The organism is Paenibacillus profundus (assembly GCF_021369635.1).
GTDB classification, from domain to species: Bacteria; Bacillota; Bacilli; order Paenibacillales; family Paenibacillaceae; genus Paenibacillus_B; species Paenibacillus_B profundus.
Genome location: NZ_JAJNBZ010000007.1, coordinates 167,259 through 192,293 on the forward strand (window position 1 = coordinate 167,259; position 25,035 = coordinate 192,293).

The 25,035-nt window shown below is 46.2% G+C and carries 20 protein-coding genes; 16 read left to right on the forward strand and 4 right to left on the reverse strand.

Annotated elements, in window-relative coordinates; translation table 11 throughout:
• Positions 1-320: 320 nt before the first annotated feature.
• Complete coding sequence (locus LQV63_RS12010) at positions 321-761, reverse strand: glycosyltransferase family 2 protein (RefSeq protein ID WP_233696893.1); 441 nt, start codon at positions 759-761, stop codon at positions 321-323.
• 294 nt (positions 762-1,055) lie between these two features.
• Here LQV63_RS12010 and LQV63_RS12015 point away from each other — a divergent pair, with 294 nt between their 5' ends.
• Positions 1,056-1,559 (forward strand): C39 family peptidase, encoded by a 504-nt coding sequence (locus LQV63_RS12015; protein ID WP_233696894.1) that lies wholly within the window; start codon positions 1,056-1,058, stop codon positions 1,557-1,559.
• Between the two features lie 886 nt (positions 1,560-2,445).
• Here the strand turns inward: LQV63_RS12015 and LQV63_RS12020 are convergent.
• The gene (locus LQV63_RS12020; protein WP_325175875.1) at positions 2,446-3,120 is read right to left on the reverse strand and encodes a C40 family peptidase; all 675 of its coding nucleotides are present in this window, start codon (positions 3,118-3,120) and stop codon (positions 2,446-2,448) included.
• Positions 3,121-3,463: 343 nt separating this feature from the next.
• Here LQV63_RS12020 and LQV63_RS12025 point away from each other — a divergent pair, with 343 nt between their 5' ends.
• From LQV63_RS12025 to LQV63_RS12050, 6 genes are all read left to right on the forward strand, one after another.
• Positions 3,464-4,159: a response regulator transcription factor gene (locus LQV63_RS12025; RefSeq protein ID WP_233696895.1), complete on the forward strand. Its 696-nt coding sequence runs from the start codon at positions 3,464-3,466 to the stop codon at positions 4,157-4,159.
• Complete coding sequence (locus tag LQV63_RS12030) at positions 4,156-5,514, forward strand: HAMP domain-containing sensor histidine kinase (protein ID WP_233696896.1); 1,359 nt, start codon at positions 4,156-4,158, stop codon at positions 5,512-5,514. The genes LQV63_RS12025 and LQV63_RS12030 overlap by 4 nt, the downstream gene beginning before the upstream one ends.
• A 204-nt stretch (positions 5,515-5,718) precedes the next feature.
• Positions 5,719-5,952 carry a hypothetical protein gene (locus LQV63_RS12035; protein WP_233696897.1) on the forward strand — a complete coding sequence of 78 codons (234 nt, stop codon included), beginning with the start codon at positions 5,719-5,721 and terminating at the stop codon, positions 5,950-5,952.
• On the forward strand, positions 5,921-7,876 hold the full coding sequence (locus LQV63_RS12040; RefSeq protein ID WP_233696898.1) for a hypothetical protein: 1,956 nt from the start codon (positions 5,921-5,923) through the stop codon (positions 7,874-7,876). Before LQV63_RS12035 ends, LQV63_RS12040 begins: the two co-directional genes overlap by 32 nt.
• Positions 7,877-8,012: 136 nt before the next feature.
• Complete coding sequence (locus LQV63_RS12045; protein WP_233696899.1) at positions 8,013-8,792, forward strand: DUF4073 domain-containing protein; 780 nt, start codon at positions 8,013-8,015, stop codon at positions 8,790-8,792.
• Positions 8,793-8,877: 85 nt separating this feature from the next.
• The gene (locus LQV63_RS12050; protein ID WP_233696900.1) at positions 8,878-10,977 is read left to right on the forward strand and encodes a CAP domain-containing protein; all 2,100 of its coding nucleotides are present in this window, start codon (positions 8,878-8,880) and stop codon (positions 10,975-10,977) included.
• Positions 10,978-11,218: 241 nt separating this feature from the next.
• Here LQV63_RS12050 and LQV63_RS12055 read toward each other — a convergent pair whose 3' ends face one another.
• Positions 11,219-13,276, reverse strand: a complete 2,058-nt coding sequence (locus tag LQV63_RS12055; protein WP_233696901.1) for a DUF5693 family protein — start codon at positions 13,274-13,276, stop codon at positions 11,219-11,221.
• A 253-nt stretch (positions 13,277-13,529) separates the two neighbouring features.
• Between LQV63_RS12055 and LQV63_RS12060 the strand changes: the two genes are divergently transcribed.
• The 3 genes from LQV63_RS12060 (at position 13,530) to LQV63_RS12070 (ending at position 16,288) form a co-directional block, all read left to right on the forward strand.
• The gene (locus LQV63_RS12060; protein WP_233696902.1) at positions 13,530-14,318 is read left to right on the forward strand and encodes a DeoR/GlpR family DNA-binding transcription regulator; all 789 of its coding nucleotides are present in this window, start codon (positions 13,530-13,532) and stop codon (positions 14,316-14,318) included.
• A complete protein-coding gene (nagA, locus tag LQV63_RS12065) occupies positions 14,315-15,463 on the forward strand; it encodes an N-acetylglucosamine-6-phosphate deacetylase (protein WP_233696903.1) in 1,149 nt (382 codons plus the stop codon). Before LQV63_RS12060 ends, nagA begins: the two co-directional genes overlap by 4 nt.
• Before the next feature lie 507 nt (positions 15,464-15,970).
• Positions 15,971-16,288: a thioredoxin family protein gene (locus tag LQV63_RS12070; RefSeq protein ID WP_233696904.1), complete on the forward strand. Its 318-nt coding sequence runs from the start codon at positions 15,971-15,973 to the stop codon at positions 16,286-16,288.
• Between the two features lie 41 nt (positions 16,289-16,329).
• Here LQV63_RS12070 and LQV63_RS12075 read toward each other — a convergent pair whose 3' ends face one another.
• Positions 16,330-16,938 (reverse strand): CatB-related O-acetyltransferase, encoded by a 609-nt coding sequence (locus LQV63_RS12075; RefSeq protein ID WP_019422045.1) that lies wholly within the window; start codon positions 16,936-16,938, stop codon positions 16,330-16,332.
• Positions 16,939-17,222: 284 nt separating this feature from the next.
• Between LQV63_RS12075 and LQV63_RS12080 the strand changes: the two genes are divergently transcribed.
• The 6 genes from LQV63_RS12080 to LQV63_RS12105 all read left to right on the forward strand — a co-directional run bounded on the left by LQV63_RS12080 (position 17,223) and on the right by LQV63_RS12105 (position 24,927).
• On the forward strand, positions 17,223-20,471 hold the full coding sequence (locus LQV63_RS12080) for a DEAD/DEAH box helicase (RefSeq protein WP_233696905.1): 3,249 nt from the start codon (positions 17,223-17,225) through the stop codon (positions 20,469-20,471).
• A gap of 191 nt (positions 20,472-20,662) precedes the next feature.
• The gene (locus LQV63_RS12085) at positions 20,663-21,232 is read left to right on the forward strand and encodes an RNA polymerase sigma factor (protein WP_233696906.1); all 570 of its coding nucleotides are present in this window, start codon (positions 20,663-20,665) and stop codon (positions 21,230-21,232) included.
• Positions 21,204-22,049, forward strand: coding sequence for a hypothetical protein (locus tag LQV63_RS12090; RefSeq protein WP_267933996.1), 846 nt, complete (start codon positions 21,204-21,206; stop codon positions 22,047-22,049). Before LQV63_RS12085 ends, LQV63_RS12090 begins: the two co-directional genes overlap by 29 nt.
• Positions 22,021-22,893: an ABC transporter ATP-binding protein gene (locus LQV63_RS12095; RefSeq protein ID WP_233696907.1), complete on the forward strand. Its 873-nt coding sequence runs from the start codon at positions 22,021-22,023 to the stop codon at positions 22,891-22,893. Before LQV63_RS12090 ends, LQV63_RS12095 begins: the two co-directional genes overlap by 29 nt.
• Complete coding sequence (locus tag LQV63_RS12100) at positions 22,890-24,026, forward strand: ABC transporter permease (RefSeq protein ID WP_019422040.1); 1,137 nt, start codon at positions 22,890-22,892, stop codon at positions 24,024-24,026. Before LQV63_RS12095 ends, LQV63_RS12100 begins: the two co-directional genes overlap by 4 nt.
• A 79-nt stretch (positions 24,027-24,105) precedes the next feature.
• Positions 24,106-24,927, forward strand: a complete 822-nt coding sequence (locus LQV63_RS12105) for a DUF2935 domain-containing protein (protein ID WP_267933997.1) — start codon at positions 24,106-24,108, stop codon at positions 24,925-24,927.
• Positions 24,928-25,035: the final 108 nt, after the last annotated feature.

Genomic DNA, 25,035 nt, shown 5'->3' on the forward strand with positions numbered 1-25,035 from the left:
TTTTTTATGATTAAACGGCATGCAAGAACTAAGCTTGAAAGGAGGAGCGGAAAGAAGAGGAATTTATTTGTTTTGCCCAATGCGCAGATTCTGTTGCTCTTTCCTGCAAAGTCATGGCTGTTCTGCAGGGGGAAGGAAACACAAGAGCGGTGACAGCGGGTATGGTGTAAAAGGTTATGCTATCCAGCCGCAGAAATTTTCGCCACATATGAAGATCGCTCCACACATCTTCAGGACCAGGAGCCCACCCTTCGGGAAGCCGCCGATAGGTGTCGATGCGGTGACCCGCAACCGTAGGACCGAATATGTTATATGGTCCTTTAAGCATGAGAGCACGAACTGTGGCATCCTCCAGCGATTCCTGTATCGGTATTATCTCGTCTTGGTTCAGTACAGATACGTGCTTGCTGTGGTACAAAATCGGCTCTGGCTAGAGCCTGTTCCATTTGTTCTAAATGATCAGGAAACCACTGATCATCGTCACATAAGTAGCAAACGAACTTCCCTTGCGCAATTTGCAATGCCTCATGACGGTACACTTCCCCGTTGCGGAAACCTTTCGGACGATCTAATACATGAAATCGCGCGTCTTTGCGGGAATATTCCCAAGCAATGTCACGGCCTTCGTCAACAGCACCGTCACAGATGACAAAGACCTCGAATTGTTGGCAGGTTTGTTGCAGAATGCTATCAAGCGCAAAATGGAGCAGACGGCCGTGAGTATAGGTCGGAACTAGAATAGTAAATATCGGCTCCATCATTTTCCGCCTCCATATAGCTGATTGCGCACTGCAGTAATACGTTGCATAATTAGCAGTTCATCCTCGATCGAACTCAGTGGAGGGGGACCGACTTCTCCCTTCTTACTGTAGAATCGTGGATTCTCTCTGCTCACACCAGAGCCACGCCGTTCCATTATATGAGTATGTATTTTTCTTCTTGAGAGTGATGGAAATGAAAGAAATAGACAATTGTATAACATATATTCCCTTGTTTTGTTTTCGCATGGAGAATATTATAGAGATAGAACTTTGCCTATTAAGGAGTGAGAGCGCGTGGAGTTTCATAATTTTTTTATTAGTCAAAATGACCAAAATTATTATCCGGAAGCAACTTGCGGGGTGGCAAGTCTGTCGATGCTGCTGAAATTTAACCGTATCATGGACAATATTACATTCAATGAGCTCGCTGAAGAACTGAAGCTGACTGTGCCGCCGAAGAAAAAGGGATATGATGAGGACGATCAAGCGATTGGAACCTATCCGGAAGATCTCGTTAGGTTTTTCGTTTTGAACAATATTGCGTTTCGGATGTCATTTTATGACGATGAATGGAAAGATAGCTTAAAGAGAGCTCCGATCATGGTATTAATGACTGGAAATGAGGAGGAATTTGGTCTTCGCAATTCTCATTGGGTCGTATTGGTGCAGAGAGACAAAGACTTTTTTACATATCTGGATCCTTGGCACAAAAAAGAAACAAATAACTATATTAAACATATGTCTTCCGTTGATTTTCATAGGTACTACACAGGGATTGCATGTCAAATATTAACCTAGCCGCACTTCTGGGCATGCCTCTATCGAGTATGTAGGAATTTCACGAATGGCCGGTAACTATTACGTTACCGGCTTTCTAATTTTGCAGCGTTTTAATCCTCCTCTTAACAATCTTCTGGCTTGATCAAAATAATCTCTTTCCTGATAGAAATAATCCTTGAAATGGAAGGAAAGCTGTCCTTTATTACGTTAAACTTGATAAACATTTTGACGTGGCAGTAGCAGGGGGTGGACCAGTAGGTCTTAGATCGCTTGTGAATTGGCGGTTGCAGGCCGATTTCTCGCGACTCGATACGGAGCTGGAGATCCAGGCAATGATTCAGGTATGGTGTCAAGCAGGAAATACAGTAGGTTCAGGCTTGTAATGAGCGATGAATTGATAACGATACGCTGCCAAGTACTTCTCTCCATTCTCCCTCTCGTTCAGAAGGGGCATCCCTCCGTAGGGTGAGGTTAACTGTGGTGTACATGTCTCTAGTAACATTGCTTCTGGACGATGCAGCAACATCACCGTTAGATCACCCCGCCTAGCTCCTGAGGCATACGGGAATCGTTATTACTGATCGAAGGGGAGAGTGATCGGAAGCGCCGAACGGAGAGAGTATCGCCTCCAGTGAGGTTCCTTGCATAAATGTAAGGAATCCGTTATGCAATTCGATAGTATCGATGCCCTGTTCCATGTAAACTAAAAGCACGATATCATTTCAATTCGCACAGAGGAGACTACGGTTATGGAAGAATACAAAGATGTATGGTTTACTCAAGTTGTCACAGTTACATGCATGGCAGGATTTACTCTTTTGACACTCGTTGCAGGCATGATCAATTTATTTCATATGTAAAAAGCAGGGTCCTCAATGAGAGCCCTGCTTTCTATTAGAGACTATTAATTATCATCGTTGTTGTTATCCCAATAATTCCAGCCCCACTGTCTATTTTGTTTCCAGCGAGAAGGAGAGGTATCCTTTTGTTGCTCTTCAGGAGCCTCCACAGCAGGTTGTTCGGGTTCTGTTGGGGCAGGCTGTGGCGTTACTGTTCCATCTTGTCCACCATTAGAAATGACGCGTCGTGCGGTTACGTATGTTTTGTCCCACGTGCTGCCGGAGAAATCAGAAATGGTTACACCGATGCCGACTCTGTAGGTGTGGATAATTTTATCTCCGCCCATATAAATAGCGACGTGATTAATAACCCCATCCCGGTTCGTATCTGAGAACACTAAATCCCCTGATTGCAGATCCTTTTTGGACACTGAAGTGCCGACCTTGGATTGCTCCTGCGACGAGCGCGGAATGTCTATTCCATTTTGATTAAATACATACTGAGTAAATGAAGAACAATCGAAAACATTTGTATTTCCTGATTTTGCTCCGAATTTGTAGGGTACCCCTATCAATTTCTTTCCTGCTGCAATTACATTATCCGCAACCGATGATTTGGATACCGAGGCTGCTTGAGCTGGTTGAGGCGATACTAGCATGCTTCCGGAAAAGGCAACCGCAAGGCTCAGGCTGATTCCCATTACTGTTTTACCGATATGGCTTTTCTTCTTGTTGTTCATGTCTTTCTCCTTATGGGCATGATTCGTTTTGGTAATCGCTCTAAAAACAACATAACACAACAATCAACCCCATCAATTACCAGCGTTGAAGCAAACCCTGTGACCATAGCTAATTCATCCCTATTATTAAAAACTGATGAGAAATCCTTAATGTTTAATCTCTTGAGAACAGAGAGAATGTATAGTTTAATAGTATCTTTTATTTTAAGAGAGTGATCCTATGCGCTTCCATTTCCATAAGACGTATATTTTGGAGTGCTTAAGGGAAAATAATTCAAGAATAATACTCCCTAAAATAAGAAAATAAAATTGGTCTACAACTAAATAAGGGGACGATTCGAGGATGGAAAAAGATGTTTTGATTATTGAAGATGAGGAGAAAATATCAAGACTTCTGCAACTGGAGTTATCCCATGAGGGCTACCATGTCGAATTAGCGGAGAACGGCAGAGAGGGCCTGCAGAAAGCATTATCCAAGGCATGGGATCTGATTATTCTTGATATTATGCTGCCTGAATTGAACGGTATCGAAGTATTAAGAAGGCTGAGAAAAATCGACACTTGCACCCCCATAATTATTTTGACTGCTCGAAATACGACTCCCGAGAAAGTGAGCGGACTGGATCAGGGTGCGAATGATTACATTACAAAACCTTTTGAAATTGAAGAATTACTTGCAAGGATAAGAGCTTGCTTTCGAAGCCGAAGTGATGAATCGGCTAACGATGACAATGACGAGCTCCGGGTAGACAACCTAATTGTCAATAAGAAAACTCGGGAAGTGATTCGTGAAGGACTGAAGATGGAACTTACTCCTAAGGAATATGACCTTCTTATCTATTTAATGGAACATAAAAATCAGGTATTGGATCGCGAAAAAATAATTAACGAAGTATGGGGCTATGACTTCGTGGGCGATACGAACGTAATCGATGTGTATGTAAGATATATAAGAAAAAAAATCGATAACCCTTTCAAAGTGAAACTGATCCAAACCATCCGCGGGATAGGGTACAGTATGAGGGAAGAAGAAGCATGAAGCTAAAAAATAAAATAACCTTACTCACATCCGTCTTATTGATTTGCATCTTGCTTTGTGTCGATCTCGTCATCTATTTTTTGTTTATCAAAATTGCAACGCAAAACGAAATCGAATCCTTGCAAACAAAAGCCGAACAGATTATTGAAAAAATCGGGCCAAATGCGATTATGCAAAATAAACAGAATCGCCAGATACGATATTACATGCCAGAGAACACGACAATACGGATTATTAATCCTCATTCGGAAATGGTCAACTTCATCCAAAAAGATTACGAAATCGAACTTCCCGAGCCCCAATTCAGTCCTGTAAAAGAGGCGAAGTTGATACGGGACGACGGTCAAAGAGTGCTTACGGTGCGGGTTCCCGTTCAATACGGTCCGGAAATTATCGGGACGCTTGAAATGGTGGAACGGATGGCTGCACTTGAAAGCAGTCTGGACATCCTCGTGTCGATACTTATTTCGTCCACAGCTGCGGCGGCGCTGCTTTGTTTCATTGGGGGCTTAGTTCTATCCAAGACAATACTAATGCCGATATCGAAAAGCATTGAGACCATGAAGGAAATTGAAAGCAGTCTTACATTTAAAAAGATTCCTATTAACGGAAAAAAGACAGATGAACTGTACAAGATGACGGAAACCTTTAACCGAATGATGGAACGATTGGAAGAAAGCTTTCTGAAGCAGCAGCAGTTCGTGTCGGACGCTTCTCATGAATTAAATACGACACTAACCATTATTGAAGGCTATGCCAGTATGCTTCGGCGATGGGGGACGGACGATAAGAGCATTCAAGAAGAGTCCATTGAATCCATTTATGAAGAATCCAAACGGATGAGGAAGATGACGCGGCAGCTGCTGGATTTGGCATCCTTACAACAGGGAATCGAGCCGATACGTGAACCGTTCAATCTTGTGGAATGCTGCAAACAGGCGTCAAAGCTTGTGCACAAGCTGCATAACCGTGAAATCAAAATTCATTCAACCTCAAGAGAACTCATCATTGTCGCCGATCCAACAAAAATAAAGCAGCTCCTTATTATATTGATTGACAATGCATTAAAATATAGCACAAAATTTATCGAAATATACATATCTGAAGCAGAAGGGGATATGATTATCAGGGTGAAAGATTTTGGCATCGGAATTGCTGAGGATGAAATCGACCTCGTCTTTGAACGTTTTTATCGTGTCGATCGTGCCCGTCAACGTAAAACAGGAGGAGCTGGCTTAGGACTCCCCATAGCACAGTCGATCGTGCGCGAGCATTATGGGTCGATTGACATTGTAAGCGAAGAAGGAGTGGGAACGGAAGTGATCGTTCATTTGCCTAAGGATGGAACATCATGAACTTGCCCATGTTTAAGCTGGTCATCCTTTTGATGGATGGCTTTTTAATTTTTGTGATTTTAAGAGTAATTTGTATATTTTTATGAGACTCATTTACTATTTAGAAGTAAAAAAGACCTATATTAATTATTGATTGTTCAGAATCTCATATAGTAGAATAGACTCATTAACCAGATGGTATCCAATATCGGGCAGGAGGAAATTATGAATTTTGTCAGCAAAATGACAGTCACGGCGCTTGTGCTTGCCTTAAGCAGCGGGCAATTCTCAAGCTCCTATGCGGCGGGATCATCTCAGTCCGCATCCATTGCAGATTTACGCGATGCATCTTCTTGGGCGCAAGAATGGATCGTGCAGGCGAATCAGCAAGCATTTCAGACCCAAGCAAGAAGTGAGGCGGGAAGAGATGGCCGCAATTCTTCTGCGGACCATGGATGAGGTTTCGTCCAAGCAAAGCTATACGATTGAACAAATCAACAATGGAAACGTTACTGTTAACGGTAAACAATATTCGGTATCCGATCAATTGAAAGGTTTGTTCGACAGTTCAAATGAAAACATTTTGCAGCATGCAAAAATAACATTTACTGCAGCTGGCAGCGTAATTACAAAAGTTTCTTTCTTGGAGCTTGTGACAGGCGGGAAGCCGCCAAGCGACGGACAAGCCGAGTTTTCCGCAAATGCTGTATTGAACGGCAATGGAGTAGTTATCGACGGCAAGCTCAAGATTGCAAACGATTACATATCGGTCCGCAATGTCATGGTAAAAGGCGACCTGGAAGTGGGCCGGGAATTGCAGCATGATTTTTATGGAAAGGGCTTGACTGTTGAGGGAAAAACACTGATTAATGGCGGTGACGATAATACCGTTCTATTCGATAATTCCAAATTAGGCAGCATGTCTATTAACAAAGATGGAGTACGTGTGGAAGCGAAGAACAAAGCCGTCATCGGGGACGTCGAGCTCACTGCAAATCTCGCAGCGATTTGGGGGGACAGTTCAATTGTTTATGGCTCGTTGAAAATTTCGGAAAAAGTCAGCTCAGCGGGCATTTATGGGCATGTACAGAAATTAGAGGTTGCAGCGGGGAAATCTGGAACTACGATTTCGGGCAATGGCGCCGTTGACAGCTTGACTATTATCGGCGGCGGCAAATTGACCGTCAATACTACCGGAGCCATCGGAACGGTAACTATTTCGGATAAAGATGCCAAGATAACGCTGCCATCAGGCGTTGCCATTGGAAATATCGTATTGCCCGAAGGCGTTAAGATCGAACATGTTATCCATAATTATGACCAAGTGAAACAAAGCATTGCACAAGTGAATAACAAATTGAATTCCGATCATAAGATCACAGGGTCTGCCGGTGGCAGCTCGGGTGGTAATACGGGCAGCACGGGAGGCAACGGAGGCAGTTCCAGCTCAGGCGGAGATACGGGCAATCCGGATCAGCCGGGAAATCAATATCGCGATGTTTTCGATACGAAAACATATGTGAACCGCATGGAAACGAGCGTAGATCTTCAAGTCCAGACGCAACAAACCGGAACGGTATATTACATCGCCGTGCCAGTCGATGCGCCATGGGGAGCTCCAACGGCGGAGCAAATAAAAAATGGCTTGCAATATGATGGAAGTCAGGCTGCGGCAAGTGGCCAATTTACGGTTGCCGGAGGCGTACAAGCGCAGCATCGGGTTGCCGACCTAGACAAGAATATCAGTTATCGGTTTTGGTCCATGTTCAAAGATGCAGCGACGGGGAAAGAGTCAATACCGACTTACTTATTCCAGATCCAACGTCACTATGCATACTCGCACAATGTTCTTCCCTATGACATCAAAAACTTGTCAGAGATTCGAGTTCAGTTTTCGAGTCCGGTCCAAGACTCTATTACGAGCAATACGAATGTAGCTTCGATTATCGAACGCGGGAAGCTGCGCAATTATGGTTTCGGTTTCTTTCCTGTAACCTCCATCTCATGGAATCTGGATTATCCGGATATGCCGATACTGTCCCTTCATTTTGATCAGATTAACCTAGGCAACGAAAAAGGGTTTGGAGTGGAAGCGACATTTGTAAAAGACGCCATTTACATGAATGAGCAACGGCCGGACGGCATGTCCACCAAGCACGGAATCGGAGCCTTCAGGCATTATGGCGGGGAGAAACTCGTGGAGTTAATTACAGAGCAATTACAGATTGAAACGGGTTCCGTTGACGACCCAAGCAAGACAGATGATGTTCTGCATATGTATGGAGTCAGCGTTCTCAGCAGCCGAGGGGGAAATTCTCTAGCGCAGAGCAAGTGCGGACAATATTCGATGAGGCATGCTCGCGGTATAACGACGCGCCTCTAGCCTTGACGTTCCTTGATACCGACACTCGAGCAGGCTTCGTGGCCGGAGAAGTGCAGTGGACCCCAGGCGAGGAGCAGCATATCGAGAAATACGAGCTGCTCTGGAAATTAGCAACCAGGATATCGTACCTATCGCAATGGTAGAGAAAGCAGCGGGACATCAGTACATGCTTACTGAAGCTGCAATCCCAGATGGATTATGGGGAATGGGCATCCGCGGGATCCGGGGCGATCAATCGACCACCGAAGCATTATTTGTCCGTATTCAAGATACCCTGCCGGAGAAGCCTGCCGCGCCGAATGTCACTCAAGATGACAAGCGCAATATTCTAATTGGCGCCGATCATACGATGGAATTCTCTATCGATGGGGGAGCTAACTGGTCTGCATACGATGAACAGGAGCCGCCCGTGTTTCCGGGCGCTGTAAGTGTCTATATCCGCTATCAGGCAGATCCGGCCAACCAAGTTCCAGCGGGAAAAACAAATATTTTTACGTTTGTCGACAATGTTTATCTATTTGTGGGGGCAAGCGATCATTCTAATACCTTCTCGGACGCGACATCGGCAATGGAGTGGTCAACAGATGGCGGGAGCAGCTGGACCGCATATGACGAACAAAATCCTCCAGAGTTTCCGGGAGATATGACAGTCTTAATAAGAGAATGCGGAAGCTCTATTTTACCGCCGGGAGATGTCCAGACCTTTGAATTTACTTCAACCATTCGAATGCAATTTGAGGGCAATGATTATTTGTCTAACAGTAGTCACAATTATGAATACTCGGTTAACGATGGTCTATATGTGCACATGCCTTTCGATGAACAAGTATTCTTTAAGCCAGGGGATAACGTTAAGGTGCGTGAAGAGGCACGAGGCATTTTTTCTGCTGGTCAGCCCCGAATTTTTTTGTTTTAACTAGGATAGAAGCAGGCAAGTTCTCTCGCAATGGTGTGAGAGGACTTGTATGTCTTTTGTAAATATAAAGAGAAGGGGAAACACAATGCAAGATACCAATGAGAACTCAGTACATTCATCGGTCATTCGCGGCATGAGGCGCTTCGCTCGATATGCTGCGCTGACGACAATACTCGCAGCCGGGATTTACGTCTGCCCGTTCAATGCCGAACCAGTATCTGCGGCAGCAAATACGGCGGATGCATCGTCCGGCTATACAGAGGATCAGCTCGCAGGGCTTGCTCTGCTGAACGAGGTTCGCGTCAATGCTGGCGTACAGCCCGTTCGTCTCCATTCGGCGATTACAAAGGCAGCGACACTGCATGCCTCCTATTATAACAACAATAACATCCAGCCGAGTCTGAGCGCACACAAGGAGACTCCAGGGATGCCCGGATTTACAGGCAAGTCGGTGCTGGAGAGGATGAAGGCTGCCGGATGGCTGCCCGGATCACAGGGATACAGTTCTGGAGAAGTTATGCACTTCAAACAGAAGAGCAGCGTGAAGGCGATTCATGGATGGCTAGATACCGCATATCACCGCGAGATTATCCTCAGTCCGAAGTATAGTGAAGTGGGCATCGCGCTCGTCGACGGTACTGCCGTCATCAATATGGCGGGTTCCTATTCGCCGTCAGCAATCGAAGGAGGCGTATCTGTATACCCGCACGATAAGATGACTGGCGTTCCTGTAGGATTTTACGGGCATGAAATTCCGAACCCGCTGGATCAATTTGACGTCAAATTTTCTGGCTATATTATTTCGGCTACAACCGAAAAGCCGATGGCATGGCACGAGGCGACTATTACGGACGAGACGGGCGTCACGATACCGTACCATGAAGAGCTCAAAAGCGATACGTTGTTCTTGTATCCAAAATCAGTGCTGCAAGGCTTCCACACGTATACCGTGTCTCTCGCATACCAAGTAGAAGACTCTCCTGCAACGCAGCGCAAAGCATGGTCGTTCACGACCGGACAAGGGCATCGCTTATTGGAGTTATCGGCAAATTATGCGGAGATTGTCGTGAACGAGGGCGAGGAGTATCCGATTCAGGTGATAGGCAATTATGACGACGGCACGAGCGACTCGCTTGCTTCCGGCGTGAAATTCGCAAGCAGCAGCCCGGGTAACCTTACTATATCGTCATCAGGAATCCTGAAAGGCATCAAGGCCGGCGATTATACTGTTACGATGTCTTCGGAAGGGGTGTCTTCACAAGTGAAGGTCAAGGTGCTGCCTCGGTTGAAGACGAAAACTTATCCAGCTACATCGGATCCGTCTAAGCTGACGGATATTGGCGGTCACAAGGCCGAAGCGGCTGTCGTATGGGCGGTGCAATCCGGCATCATTGCAGGTTCTCGCGACGGCTCGTTTCAACCGGACGCTGAAATAAGCGAAGCAGATTTTTGGACGATGCTGCTGCGCATGTATAAGGTCAATATTGATGCTTATGCGCCAGCGAAGAAGAAGCATTGGGCGGATGCGGCGTACATTATTGCGGATGAACGCAATTTTCCTTTGAATGGCCTGACATCGCTCTCTGCGAGAGACGGCAAGATGACCCGGCTGAAAGCGGCAGAGATCATCTCGGCAGCCGACGGAGTCAACTTCGCCGGCAACAATGTAGTATGGTACATACTCGGGAAGGATTATGCCAAAGGGAAAACAGAATTATCAATTGAAGGCTATAAGCCGGGGGATGCGCTTACGCGCGGGGAAGCGGCTCAAATGTTGCAATATTTGCAACCGAAGCTGAAGGAACTGCGGGGCCGGCCTGCGAACATAACGCCAATCTCGGTGTTGCCTCGCTTGCCGGAACGAGAGGTGTATGTGAAGCCGGATACGATGGAAGATCGTATGATGTGGGCAGAACTTCAAGATGATTACATGTTGGCGGTTGAAGGAAAGTTTGCACAATTGGCCGGCCAGCAGCTCACGCTTATGGTGCAGACAGGCGGCTCCAAGCCCCAGCAAATCCAGGATGTATCCGTGTCTGTAGATAGCCAGGGCACATTCAAGGTTAGCGCTGGCCCATTCCAGGAGGACTCGCTGAATCTGTACTTGCGTACTGAAGGAGTGTACTATTGGATCCCTGTCAATTATAAATCGATGAATGCAAGTCAATACAGTGAAAACTATTAAGTATCGGCGCTGAAAACAGTTAGATCCACTGGACAAAGTACAGTCTAATTGCCGTTCAGCCACCTCATGTGAGCATTCTGCTGCAAGTTTTCCAATGGATCTGGCTACTCAGTCAAGGCGAGTGGAAGCTAGCAAGCTCGCTCATACGCGAAAAACAAGTCGCACCAGGAGAATATTCCCTTTGGTGCGACCTGTTTTTATAATCAGTACTTACTTACAAGCCCAAATGTTGATGCTCCACTTACGGAGAAGGCGCAGGAACCCACTTTCTCCAAATGTACTCAAGCAAATTCCACGCCCCAATATACAGTAAACTAACGAGAGAACCAAATACCACTCCGTAAAAGCCTCGAATGATGGAAATAGGCAGGGGCGTATGCAGATGGGCAAATGTATCTACGAGCGACGCTTGTCCGATCACTCCTACAGCCATGATGTACAATGCGCTTGGTCGATTTTTCAAGGCAAGGTAAGCTCCTAAGATAAACAGAGGATGAGCAAACAGAAATTCTTTATTTCTTGGCCGAATTCCGATTGTATTTTCCAGTAAAGACCGGAATAACGACTCGATCGCAGATACATTTCCCGAATTTCCCGTTCTGGATAAATAATAAAGCATGACGACCAACGCGAACCCAGCGCACAGAATCCATAGAACGCTAATGGGAGTAATCAGTATTCGCTTCGCTTTTAACATCTTTTCCTCAGTCGTAAGATCCTCACTGAAAAAGACAAGGTACAGGAGAACAAGTGCAATAGGTACCGAACTAACAGCACTAACTCCAATAAACTGATCAATTTTGAGGAAATAAACGATATGGTCGAGAAGCGCAACAATATAAATACCACCGATTAGAGACAACAGTGATGTGCATAGCAACAGTAGGAAGGGGGACCAAAGGCGTGTCGCTTCCTTTTTTTGTTGTTTTCTGCGTATCCATTTAATAGCCATCATCATCGCTACGCTCGGAGCGCAGATCGCAGCGCCGAGAGCAAGCATTTTATATAGCAAGCTAGTGGACAGCATGCCGATTCCACATGCGCCCAACAAACCGATTACAAAGATGAACAATAAAGAAGAGGGAACAAAGTAGGACATTGCGATGGCGATGATGGATATACTGCCCAAAACGGCCAATAGCTTTAGAATCTCGTGCAAATTCGTATTGGATAATGTAAAAGAATGCGCCGGGCCCAACACATATCCTTGTTCTTGAATTCTCTGTACCGCTCCATCTTTGCCATTCAGGATGGAATAGATGGAGACAAGGGGATCGGCATACATTCCCGTACCCGTGCTTTGGCTTGCGCCAGCGTTCAAAAGAATCATTCGAATATTGCGGTCCTTGACGGCGAGAACAAAGCGGTCTGCAAATCGTTGAACGCGATCTTCCAGTTCCTGCAGCGAAGTATTTTGCACGAGCTTATTCGCATCTGCTTCCGAGAATTGATGCAAGCGCAAAACATCGTAATTTAGATCCTTAGCCAGAATGTCAAATCCCAATGGGTCTGCTTTTTGCATCTCCGTGTATGCTAACCCGACCTGATGTTTCTTCAGCAGATTCGCCATTAATGACATGCCATCCGTCTTTTCGTCGTTCGTGTATCCGGGAACGGCATCTCCATCTATGATGACGGATGTCACATCGAACGGAACGAGCCGATTCAACATATCGTTCATGTCCCGGGGCGAAAAGGGATGGCGGCGATTGGATAGTGAAATAATGATGTGAAATCCTCTATCTTTCAACAATTCCAACGTTACTGGATCCGGATCCATTGGCAAGCGAGCAGCGTCTGCTATAGGCATCTCGATAATGAGACCATTTTGATTTTTAAAAGTCCATGGTTTTAGCTTCACATTCATCCGTTGAAAGCTTGTTTCGATCATGGTTTTCATTTCATCTTCCGATTCTTTCTCGGAAAACAACAGGTACGTAAAATTTTCGTGTGGAGAAATCGAGGTTTGAGTTAAAGCTGCGGCTTCGTGTGATGAGAACAATTCTATCCTCCGACTTAACTTCAGTAGATCAAGTGTGCTTTCGTTTACGGCCATCGATTGAATACCAGCTTGCTTCATCAGAGCAAGCTGGTCTGCGACAAACTGTCGCGGATTGGCTTTGTAGTCCGAAATGGCAAGAAGATTACTGAAATTAAAAACAAACTCTACTTGCTTAGATGAGCTTTCTGTAATGACACGCTGATATGCTAACGGAATAGAGGATACGATCCCTAAAATAACTAGACACCATAACCAACGCAGTGTCAGGCAATTCACTCGTCGATACCAATTAAGCACTACACTCAACTCCATCTGCTTAGAGTACAATCTTTTTTTTTCTTAAAAACGGCAATACCTATAACTACCAAAAACGACTATACCATAAATTGCTATTGGTATAAAGCTCTGAATCAGATTGCGTAGGCTTAATTTCTTGAAGCAGATACTTAAACTAAATCACATAATACTTATATATACTTACTATTAAACGAAATATACTTTCAAATACTTATTAAATGAGTTATAATTACATACAAAGGAGGTGCGGCTAATGTACCAAGAGGAGCGCTTGCTGAAAATACTCGAGCACTTAAGTCAACACCAATCGATGAGCGTTGCAGATATATGTTCGTTATTTCAGGTGTCTAGGGATACGGCACGCAGAGATATTGTCAAGCTAGTTCAAGAAGGTGTTGTCATTCGGACGCATGGAGGGGTCGCCTTACCCGAACTGCAAAAGGAGTTGTCCTCCTATCAGGAGCGTTTAATTGATGAATCCGACAGCAAGAAAAATATTGGAAAGCTTGGTGCCAAGCTAATCAAGGATCAGGAGACTGTGTTCTTGGACGTATCATCCACCGTACAGTTTGTAGCGGAACAAATCCAAGCGAAGCATATAACGGCAGTCACTCATTCCATTGATAACGTAGGTGTACTATCGAATCGAGATGACCTTCAAATCTATGTTCTCGGCGGTTACCTGCATGCCAAAAATCGCTTGCTATATGGGCCGTCTGTCATAGACAAAATTAGTGAAATCCGCGCCGACAAAGCGTTTATCGGTGCAACTGCCATTCATTCTGATGGATTCTATTATCCTTATGAAGAAGATGCCCGCGTGAAAAGGGAAATGGCCCGTCGAGCGGATCAAGTGATACTCGTCGCCGATCACACCAAGTTTGCAGCCAAATCGAGATTTAGGTTAGATTTCGAATGCGTGGATATCATCATTACCGATCAGGACATTCCGATTGAAATCAGAGAAGTAATTGACCAGAAAAACATTACGGTTATTGAGTGTCAAGCAGACATCCAGCAGGGAGGCGACGAGCAACAATGAACAACAAAGTTGTGCAAAATGTGCAATTGCTGCTGCCAGACCGAATCGTCCCGTCAGCCACGGTATGGATTAGGGATGGGAAAATAGAGAGAGTCGAGCCCGAATATCACTCTGCAGTAGAAGATCAATATGAACGGATTGATGGGAGAGGGCAATGGCTAATACCTGGAATGATCGATGTTCATATTCACGGCGCCAATGGCTTGGACATGATGGATGGTACGGAAGCGAGTATTCAAGAAGTATCGCACGCATGTGCCGCGACAGGATGCACCTCATTTCTCGCCACTTCAGTAAGCTCTACAATGGAGGACCTGCTGAACATGATTCGCAGCGTCAAGCGAGTCATCGGACAAGAAGCGGGAGCGAAGATTGCGGGAATTCATTTAGAGGGGCCTTATTTAAATCCGAAACGTAAAGGAATGCAGAATGAAAAGTATCTCCGCCATCCCAACATGGACGAAATGCAGGAGATTTTCCAGGAAGCGGGCTCACTGATTAAAATGGTGACGATCGCTCCGGAATTACCTGGAGGAATGGAGCTCATCTCCTTCCTGAAAGAACAGAGAGTTGTCATCGCGGTCGCTCACTCCGATGCCACATACGAGGAAGCGAAACAGGCCTTTGCAGCCGGTGCCAGTCATGTTACACATTGTTTTAACGGCATGCGCCCGATTCATCACCGGGACCCGGGTCTGATCGTAGCCGCATTTGAAGAACATCATGTAAGTCTGCAAGCGATCGTGGATCAAGTTCATTTACATCCTGCTATTATTCGATTGATGCATCGTTTGAAAGGGCCTGAAGGTATGGTGCTCATAACAGATGCTTTGCAGGCAATGGGGATGGGGGATGGAAATTATGTATTTGGCGGCCATCATGTCACTGTATCAGAAGGCATCGCAAGACTGGAGGATGGTACCTTAGCGTCCAGTACCGTAACGATGAATGAAGCATTACGCCTTACTGTCGATACAGGGATTTCCTTGACGGATGCTGTACACATGGGTTCTACTACACCTGCAAATATACTAGGACTCCGTGATAAAGGGAAAATCGAGCCCGGTTACGATGCAGATCTCGTGTTGTTGGACGAACAGTTTCAAGTTGTGTGGACGATGATCGCTGGTAAAAGGATAGGATGATAATACAATAACCTCAGCCGGGCGAGTTCCGGTCGGGGTTGGCAGAACTTCATAACAGACGATTCAACCGAGTCTACGAGTTCATAAAAGCATGAAAAAGAAAGCCGATAACCCTCAATTGGAATATCGGCTTTCTTTGTGATAAGCCAATTGCAGCAGCATACCTTACAAAGTAAGTCCAAATCGCTTCAATTCAATGAATATGCCTTCGAGTCTTTTCCACAGGCTTTGGAGGTGCCAGTCCATTGCTTTAGGCACCCCAAATTGGCTGAAGCGACAGTCGCCAATGAGGATGCGGATTTGGCAGCTGTAGGGCGCGGCATGCTGAAGGATTCATATTGGGCCATGCCATTCAAGCTGTAAGCAAGGATGCCGCATCTCCGAAGCAGTACAAAGCTGCATATTGATGAATGATATCCAGCGCGAATCGCGAGTGCAGCGGGATTGACGGTTAGCGGTACCGCGAATAAAATAAGCTAGTGAAGTAGGAGATGGAGGATGATTGCAATGGAGAAAATAACTACAGAAAAACAGTATCATAATCAAATCGGGAAAGATGAGTTCACCATTTTGAAATTTTACACAAATTGGTGCCCGGATTGTAAAAACCTCGACCGCTTTATCGGGGATATCGTTATCGAAAACTCGGACAAAGAATGGTTGGAAATCGATGCCGAGCAATTACAACATATCGCCGAGGAGAACGATGTAAGAGGCATCCCAAGTCTGCTTGCATTTAAAAACGGTCAAAAAGTCGGCCATTTGCACAGCAAGTTCGCGAAGACGCCTGATCAGATCAGAGAATTTTTAAGCACGTTGTCTTAATGGATAAGAGACCAGAGGCAGGCCGCCTCTGGTCTATCTTATTATAGCAAGGTGATTCGCTCAGAACATAGAAGATGCATATGGCCTTTTATTTTGTCTATTGGCCAATCCCACCATTTCAACGCCATCAGATATTCAATTTCCTCGTCAGAAAATCTTTTCTTAATCGGCTTGGCCGGATTGCCGCCCACAATCGTATAGGGCGGGACGTCCTTGGTCACAAGGGCACGTGAACCAATGACAGCGCCATCTCCAATGTGGATTCCGGGCATAATCATAGCCTCTGTTCCAATCCACACATCATTGCCGACGATCGTGTCACCGGCACGCTTGAAGCCATCTACCGATTCGTTGCCCCATTGTTCCCCTGCATAAAAAAAGGGGAACGTCGTAACCCAATCATATCGATGTCCCTGGTTGCCGGCCATAATGAATGCAGCGCCAGAACCTATGGAACAGAACTTCCCGATAATAAGTCGATCAACATCGTTCCGTTCCGCAGACAGATATCTTACGCAATAATCTTCAAACTGTTCTTTATGGTAATAACCTGAGTAGTACGTATAATCTCCAACTTCGATATTTGGATTGGATATTTGTTCTTTGAGCCAATGACTATGCATCCAATTTTTAAATGTATCTTCGCGCATGTTGGTTCGCCTCCTGCATGATTAATCATTTCGCGATACAGGAGGCATTATCCACCGCTCTAATCATTAATTTTTCACCTTCAACTCTCAGAAAATTTTTCATACATCATCATTTTAATCAAATTCAATACATTAGTCCATTAAATTCAATTTAAATCCCGCCGTTACAAGCGTCGATTTCCCCGATACGCAAAGTCTTGGCTTCATGCAAATGTTTTCTGTTATCATAGGAAATAGAACAATTCCGGAAAATCAATTTTCCATCCAAAAGGAAGGACCAAGGCATGAGTTTGCAACTAACTGAACGGTTCATTAAGTCGTTATGCGGCCAGATCTCTTTTGAAAAAGGAGCAGCCTGCTACCGAGCAGGAAAGGTGACTATCACGAATTATGATCTAGGGGCTTCTATTTACGAGGCCACGGTTGAGGAAAGAGAAAGCTGCAAAGTTACAGTCCATATCGGTCAAAATGGGGATGTGGAGGCGGAGTGCACTTGTCCCGCGCTTCCCTCTTACGACAACTACTGCAAACATATCGCAGCAGTGCTGCTGAATCTCCATCATATGCAGCATGGTGGCAGACGACCGATTCAACCCGGTGCTTCGTGCCAGATTTCGGCGAGGGATATTCAATTGGCCAAAAGCATGCTGGGGCTGTTCGGCGACAAGCCGCTGCGCCCAAGCGGCACAAGGCCTCTTTTTGATACAAGGACTCCTCTTCACGTGGAGTTCACCTGCAGACCCGTCTCTTACGGCTATCGGAAGTACATTTTCGGCATTGAGTTCAAGGTCGGGCCCAAACGGCTATATGTTGTGCAAAAAATTAGAGAATTTCTCGATCACATCGATCGGAGAGAAGACTACCCATTTTCCAAACTATTCACTTATGATCCGGAACTCCACGGCTTCCAAAAAGAAGATGACGCGGTCATTCAGCAATTAATCCAAATCTATCGCAACGAAGAGACGTACCGCGAAACTGCGAACATTTATTTCCGCGCCAGCGCTATGAGCGGCGATCGGATGCTGTTGATTCCTCCTTTCTTATGGGATACCATTCTTCCCATGCTCGCCGCAGCTCCATCGGTACAGTTTGAGCAGGGGGGCGACACATACGAAGGCATCCGTATATCCGACGATCCGATCCCCCTCCATTTCGAGCTGGGCCAAGCACAGTCAGAAAGCTATCAATTGGACGTCCAAGGCTTGGAAGGGATTATCGTCATGGAATCGTACGGGGTTGTCCTGAGTGAAGGCAAGCTGTTGAAGCTGCAGGCCGACCAGTGCAAGCGTCTCGCGGGGCTGAAGCAAATGCTCGAAGCTTCCGGCAAGCATCAAATCCAAATTCCTCCGGAGCAGATGGAACCTTTCATGGAAAAAGTAATACCCGGTCTGATGAAGTTGGGCTGTGTCCACATCGATGAAGCCATTTCCGGCCGCATTATGCAGACGCAGCTGAAGGCCAGACTATATTTGGACCGTGTGAGGGAGCGGCTGCTTGCCGGATTGGAATTCCAATATGGCGATATTGTCATCAATCCGTTGGAAAGAAACGTGCAGAGGCGCGGCGAGGACCGCATTCTCTTGCGTGACGGGGAACAGGAACGGAGAATTTTGGAGCTTATGGAGAATAGCTCCTTCACCCAGACGGAAGCCGGGTATTTCATGGATGATGAAGACGCGGAATACGAATTTTTGGTTCACGTCGTTCCCCAGCTGGAACAGCTGGTGCAGGTATATGCCACCTCCGCCGTTAAAGAAAGGATCTGCACCGAACATGCCCCGCCGAAGATAACAGTAGACGTCGATGACAGAATCAATTGGCTCGAATTCCGGTTCGATATGGAAGGGATTCCTGAATCGGACATCCGCAATCTGCTGAAGTCCTTGGAGGAGAAGCGCAAATATTATCGTCTGCGCAATGGGGCGTTATTGCCGCTGGAAAGCGCGGAGTTTCAGGAGATCATCCGCTTCATGAACGAGATGGGCGTCCGCAAAGGGGAGGTCAAGGGAACGGAGTTCCGACTTCCGGTCATCCGCGGGCTTCATTTAATGGATTCCCAAAGACAAGGAAATGCCGTTAGCCTGGGTAAATCATTCCGCAGGCTTTTGGAGAACATGCGGAATCCGGACTATTTGGATTTCCCCGTACCCGACGGTCTGGCTCCCGTGCTTCGGGATTATCAGAAGTATGGGTTCCAGTGGATGAAGACGCTGGCGCAATATCAGTTCGGGGGCATACTTGCAGACGATATGGGTCTTGGCAAGACGCTGCAGAGCATCGCGTTTATCGTCTCCGTGCTGCCCGAGATCAGAACTCAGGGACTGCCCGCGATGATCGTCGCTCCGGCTTCGCTCCTGTACAACTGGCAGAATGAGCTGAAGAAGTTCGCGCCGGAAATTCGGGCCGTGATTGCAGACGGCAGCAAGACGGAACGGAGCGGAATTGTGAAAGATGCATCCCAGGTCGACGCAGTCATTACATCTTACCCGCTTCTGCGCAGGGATATCGAAATGTACGCCGAGCAATCGTTCCATACACTCATAATGGACGAGGCCCAATTCTTTAAGAACCACACGACACAGACGGCGCAGGTGGTAAAGCAGATTCAGGCTCAGTATCGCTTCGCCCTCACGGGCACTCCCGTGGAGAACTCGCTGGAGGAGCTGTGGTCCATCTTTGGCGCCGTACAACCCGATCTGTTCCCGGGCAGAAAAGCATTCAATGAACTATCCCGGGAAACGGTGTCCAAGCGTGTCCGTCCGTTTTTGCTGCGGCGCTTGAAGACCGACGTGCTGAAGGAGCTGCCGGAGAAGATCGAGTCGCTGCAAGCCTCCGAGCTGCTTCCGGAACAAAAGAAGCTGTATGCAGCTTATTTGGCCAAGCTGAAGCAGGAAACATTAAAGCATCTGGACGATAACGATTTTCAGAAAAACCGGCTCAAAATTTTGGCTGGCTTGACAAGGCTTCGCCAGCTGTGCTGCCACCCCGCCCTGTTCGTTGAAGGCTATGCCGGCAGCTCGGCCAAGTTCGAGCAATTGATAGAAATTGTGGGGGAATGCCGGAGCGCGGGCAAAAGGATGCTTGTCTTCTCCCAATTCACCGAAATGTTGGGCCTAATCGAGCGGGAGTTGGGTTATCAAGGCGTGCCGTATTTTTACTTGGACGGCAAAACGTCTTCGGCCGAGCGTGTGGAACTGTGCAGCAGGTTTAACGAAGGGGAGCGGGATGTGTTCCTCATCTCCTTAAAGGCCGGCGGCACTGGACTGAACCTGACCGGAGCGGATACCGTAATCCTCTACGATCTGTGGTGGAACCCAGCCGTGGAGCAGCAAGCAGCCGATCGGGCGCATCGCATCGGGCAGAAGAGCGTCGTACAAGTAATCCGGCTCGTCTCCCAAGGCACCGTGGAAGACAAAATGTTCGAGCTCCAGCAGAAAAAAATGAATCTGATCGACGAAGTGATTCAGCCGGGCCACGAGGCACTGTCCGCGCTGACGGAGCAGGATATCCGGGAGATTCTGATGATATGATAAAGAGCTCTGCGAACTGTCCGCTTCGTATCGTAGAAATGAAGAAGACGTCATAACGCCAAAGAAGCCGATCGCCTTATCATAGGGTAATCTGGCTTTTTCTTTGTGTCTGTATGGTTTATTTTTACATTCAAATCAATTCGTCTTTTTCCGTTTTCATTACGTTAATGAGGTAGAAGGGAGGGAGCTGGGTGCTGACGGATGAAGACCTTGTCCAGGAAATACAAAGCGGGAGCCAGGCAGCAATGGAAGTGCTGGTGAAACGTCACTATTCATCGATCTATTCCTACATAAATAGAAAAATCGGTGATCGTCATACGGCTTATGATTTGACGCAGGAAGTGTTCGTGAAGATGATGCAGTCGCTTGGAGCTTATCGGAACAACGGGAAATTCGCTCATTGGTTAATGAAAATTGCGGTCAATCACTGCTTGGATTATTATCGCAGCAAGCATTATAAACAAAATCATACACAAACCGAACTGGATGCAAATGTTTCTGATGACAAAAGTAATGTGTGGGATTTATTTCATATTCAATACCAGCGGGAAAAAGCGAAGCAGGCCGTGCTTCTTCTGCCCGAGCATCAAAGGGATGTCATCATTCTCAATTTTTATCACGATTTGAAAGTGAAGGAGATTGCCGACATGACCGACACCAATGAATCCACCGTAAAATCCAGAATAAAAGCAGGGATATCCAAACTTAAGCAAATACTGCTTGCAGGAGATGATGGATGTGAAAAGAGAAAGCAAATATAAAACGAGGGAACAACCACCAAATGATGATTATTCGGGAATCGATTCGCTGCTTGAGCAGTACAGCGTGGAGCTTCCGTCGGATGCGCATATCGATCGTATGATCGAATCGTTAAGACCATATGTTCCGCAAAAAAACAAGAGTGATTCACATAATAGGCAACGATTATTAGAATTGATGAACCGGGCTGCGAAGGAAATACCGTTTTTTGGCAAGTTGTACTGGATTTGCTGTTTGTCAATGTTAATGGCGGGGCTGTGGTTGGCCGCAGCGGACGCGCCTCATCCGTATGCCGCTGCCATTTTGTTTGCCCCCGTTCCGTTTATCATCGGGTTGTTGGAAGTATTCAAAGGGAGAGAGCAAGGCGTCTTGGAGATCGAACTGGCCTGTAAAGTATCTGCGCAAGAGATTATGCTGTCAAGGCTGCTATTCGTCGTGATGAACAGCATCGTGCTAAATACGTGTCTGTCCGGCATACTCTCTCTATTTAGGAATGACGTTCCCTTTTGGGACTTGACGTGGAGCTGGCTGACCCCGTTTCTAATCGTTGCCAGCACTTCCTTGTGGTTGGCGATGCGCATCCGCGGCAGTTCCGCTGTTATGATTCTCGTCTCGGTATGGATCGCGCTCGGGATGATCGGATTAACCAATCCCGATATCGTAAACAAACTGCTGCAAGTGAACCTATTTGCAGCATTCATCGTGAATGCCGGGGCGATGCTGCTTCTATTCAATCAAGGAAAGCAGCTGTTACGGAAACATTCATTCTTTGTAGAAAGGAGCTTGGATTATGAAGCTAACGATTCAGGATATATCTAAACAGTATAAGGACAAATGGGCAATTAGTCATTTTTCGGCAGAGCTGAACAATGGAGTCTATGGACTGCTTGGACCGAATGGAGCCGGAAAAACAACGCTTATGCGAATGTTGGCCGACATCTTGCAGCCGACTGCCGGCAACATTTTGCTTGACGGCGAGGACATCCGGACGATGGGAGACGGATACCGGGATCTGCTCGGTTATTTGCCGCAGCATTGCGGATTTTACAAACAATTTACGGCTCATCGATTTCTGATGTATATTGCATCCTTGAAAGGACAGGAGAAGAAATATGCGCTGGCGAAAGTCGATGAGATGCTGCATCTGGTCGGTTTGGCAGATCATGCGAACCGCAAAATCAAATCCTTCTCCGGCGGGATGAGGCGACGTCTCGGCATCGCACAGGCGCTGCTGAATGACCCGAAGGTGCTCATCCTTGATGAACCGACGGCTGGTCTGGATCCGAAGGAACGCATCCGATTTCGCAATATTTTGTCCGAATTATCCGGTGACCGGATTGTCTTATTATCAACGCACATCGTGTCCGATATCGAGTATGTCGCCAAGGAAGTGTTATTGATGAACGAAGGGCAGCTTTTGAAACAAGACAGACTCGTCACTTTGCTGGAGCAGCTCAAGGGAATGGTATGGAAGGCGATGATCGATGAAAGCCAGCTCTCCAGCCTGAAACGGCACTATAAGGTTGGAAATATACTGCGGCAGCCGAGCGGCATTGAAGTCCGAATTCTGTCGAAAGAGCAGCCTCTCCCATCTGCTCGCACGGAAACGCCGGGGCTTGAGGATTTATATTTATATTATTTCAATGAGGAGTTAGCCGAATGATGGATCTGCTGAAGCATGAACTGTTCAAAATTATATCGCGTAAAAGCGTGCTGATCGTGGCTGTGCTGCTATTGCTTACATACGGACTGTTTATCGCCTCCCGAAGCGATCATTACCACAATGCATCGCAAGAGTATAAACCGTACGAGAGAGTGATAACCGAAGCGGATCGGGAAATGGTTTTGAAAGTATTTGAGGATGAGGAGCGATATAATAAGGATACACCACCTTCTGAACGCGGGCTGCTTCAGGATATTTGGGATATCCAGTCTATGCAAGCAGGTTATGAGCGGCAACTGGAAGAAATTCGCGCACAATTGGACCGGAGCGTCCTTGGATCTTATGAATACAAGCAACATGCCCTGCATGAACAGCTCTTGTTAGAGAAAGGTCCTCCTTCCGGGCAGGTCTATTATAACAAGCCATGGGCCTACATGATTGATATGATTGATCAATTTGGAGTCGCCTTTATGGGTGCCATGATCCTTATCGGACTCGCTTCTCTATACTCGGAAGAATACTCAACCGGCATGGATAGTTTGCTCTTAAGCAGCAGGAAGGGGAAAGGGAAGCTAATCACTGCCAAGTGCTGTGCCGCGATCATTTACACAAGCTCCTGTTGTTTCTTGTTCGCGCTCATTAATATCGTCGTGCATGCGCTGTTATTCGGCAATCTAGACGGAGCCAATACTCCGCTGTACAGTCTGAGCAAGTACGGTGACTCTCATCCGTTCGGGACATCCCCGTACTCGTTAATGGTCGGACAATATTATGCGATCCAGCTTGGGGTGCATCTTGTTGGAAGTGTTGCATTTGGACTTGCTGTCATGTTTATTTCATCGTTAAGCGCGTCTTCTTTTGTAACTTTATTCGTATCGGGGTGCATTCTGGGTGTCCCTTATTTATTAAATGATTTGTTCAACATGCAAATCCAGGTTATCGAATGGTTGTCCTTCTATAGCTATAGCCAACTCATGCGCGTGACCCGGTTGTTTAACTATTTTCAGACTGTTAACTTAGGGAATATACCCGTCCTTTATCCGGTTGCCGCTTTGTCTGTCATTACCGTTGTCACGGGATTGTTGGTATGGGGGACGCGGCTTGTATTCCGTAAACATCAGGTTAGCGCGTAAAGCAAATTTATGGTTCTAAATAACAGCTTCCCGCACATATGATCTCTTCTAAACATACTTATTTGGGAGGTTTGCGCGATTGACACCCAATGCCTTTGTGGCTCGTTCCATTGATGAAATACGCTTTTGGTCCCGTATCATGAAGGAGCATTCCCTATTCCTTAAATTGGGCTTTAGATGTGAAGATACTCAGTTAATTAATGAAGCTAATCATTTTTACACCGTGTTTGAAGCAATTGAAAACAGAGCACATGCATTACCTGCCGATATAGATCCCCAGACTATGATTCGATTTAATTCGGAAGTTCAGAATGCGGCTTCTCATATCTGGGCCTTCAAAAGAAAGGTGCTGGGTCTCATCGTAAGCTGCCAGCTTCCAGGAGGGAATAACTTCCCATTATTAGTTGATCATATAAGCCGAGAAGCTAATTATTTCAGAAATCGGTTAGAGGAATTAAATACGGGAAGACTGGAGCCGCTGCCTGATGCCATCATCGATGAAAATGTATTTTTCCTGCGCATTATGGCAGATCACGCTAAATTCATAAGCCATCTGCTGGATCCTTCGGAGCGGCAGCTAGTTGAACAAGCGCGCGGTTTCAGCCATGATTTCGACCAATTGCTATTTCAAGCTAAAGATTTAGAGTCCATGCGCCCTCAATCGCAAACCGTTCCGCTGCTCGATCAATTTTTGGACCAAAACAGAGTATCGGTAAAAGCTTTGCGTGATTTCAAGAAAACAGCCCGTGAATTGATAGAGGCTTGCCGAATAAAAAGTATTATCCACCCTTTGTTAGCCGATCATGTGTTTCGCGAAGCTGAAAGATTTCTTTTTATTATCGAGATGTTTGAACAGCATTTGTCAGGATACCCTGTTCCGATTCAACAGTTAGAACATTGAATAAAAGCTATCTAAATAATTCATGAAGCCAGGGGCAATATGACTGGCTTCTTTGTCATGTAATCAAGACTTACCACTTCGGCTGGGTAGGATACATCTTTCCCAGGT